Source organism: Clostridium psychrophilum (genome assembly GCF_018861705.1).
In the GTDB taxonomy this organism is placed as follows: domain Bacteria; phylum Bacillota; class Clostridia; order Clostridiales; family Clostridiaceae; genus Clostridium_AD; species Clostridium_AD psychrophilum.
Map to the genome: position 1 here is coordinate 1 of NZ_JAHLEC010000231.1, position 1,640 is coordinate 1,640.

Here is a 1,640-nt window from a genome sequence, read left to right on the forward strand (position 1 = left end):
TAGTTAATTGCAAAACTTTTCATAAAACCAATACAAATAATGGATAAAGATTCTCCTGATTTATAGCGAACTTAATAAGCATTAGGTTAACTATAAAAAATAACTATGCTATTAAAGATTTTACAGATAAAAGGTGAGTTTTTTTATCAAGTTTATCAGCAATTAAAATTACAATTTGTTGTGTTATTGCAGCGAGAATTACTTCAACTTTAAGGGACACAGTATTTCTTAACTTTGTATATCCAAGACACATAGGAAATTTTACCATGAAGTTAGTTCTTTCAATTATGGTTCTTATTTTGTAAAGGTGAATCCATTTATCTGATCCTCTTGGGATAACAGTATTAAGTCTGTAATTATCATTAACATTAGTGTGATGCATTCTACCACAAGGAGATGTAGTGCAAGGATTTTCACAGGATAGAATATACTTTGTTTTACCTTTTACAGCTGTTTTCTTGGATTTTGGACAGAGCCATTTTAGCCTTAATGGTCTTCCTTTTTCTTTTGAGGAACCGTCAAATTTCATATGTAAAGAATCATCTTTTGGGCATGTAGGAATCCCATTGTCGCTGATTTTGGGTTTGCCTATATTCTTGGTTGCTCTTGGATTGAGTGGGATTATAGGGATAATATTATGATCTTTATAAAGATATTTATAATTTTGAATGGCGTCAAAGCCAGCATCACCTAAAAAATATTTGTATGTAAAATTAGAATGATAATTGAAGTAATTATTAAGTACTGGGATAAGGCTCTTGGCATCATAATTATCTTTATGCTCAGCTCCCGATTTAGCGTCAGCTATATTAATAGAATTATCACTGTTGTAAAAATCAATATGCCTTATGATGCCAAGACCATTGGTGACTAAAGCGACTTTCCTTGAGTAACAATAGTGACCGTTGATATAAGATAATTTAATGTCTTTATTAGAAAGAGATTCTTTAGGCATCTGATAACAAGCGTAGCTATGAGCATTGAAATTAGGGATGTTCTTAGAAAACTTCCTAGTATTTCTCATAACTGAGTCAAAGGCCTTAGGGTTGTTTTCTTTAACATAACCCTCAATGCCTGTAGTATCGGCCACCAAAATAGCAGCAAGATCTGGGCTCAGCCTTTTGCATATAGGTTCAGTAATTTCAACTAGATTATTAAAAAACATAAGAAAATCATCTTCAAAGTCCATTTTTAGTCTTGAAAATTGGGATGCATTTGGTACTCTAGAAAAACCACATAATGTCTTAAGCTCCGAAGAGAGATTTAATACATTAATTAGCAAAGATATATCGGCGATAGAGAGTATCATTTTTATAATTAAAGCTGTTACCATAGATGAAAGTTTGTAATTCCTAGGGTGTCCAGTTGAAGCATAATAGTGATTAATGAAGCTTTGAGGAATTAATTCAGATAAGTTGATATATTGGTCAAAAAGACGTATTAGCTTTGGTTTATCTTGATGAAAATACTCATCCAGATCTGTGTAAATATCAGTAAGAGATAATTGTTTTAAATTCGATTGCATGGAATTTTCTCCTTTCTGTGAATTTAGTTGTGATGAATATAAATTCGACAAAAGGTGGGGGAATTCCTGTAAATATATGATTGTAAAGCCTTGAAGTCACTTGACTACAAGGTTA

At 31.8% G+C, this 1,640-nt stretch carries 1 protein-coding gene; it reads right to left on the reverse strand.

What is annotated here, in order from left to right:
- Positions 1-103: 103 nt before the first annotated feature.
- Positions 104-1,525 (reverse strand): transposase, encoded by a 1,422-nt coding sequence (locus KPL38_RS19150; RefSeq protein ID WP_216290729.1) that lies wholly within the window; start codon positions 1,523-1,525, stop codon positions 104-106.
- Between the last annotated feature and the right edge of the window lie 115 nt (positions 1,526-1,640).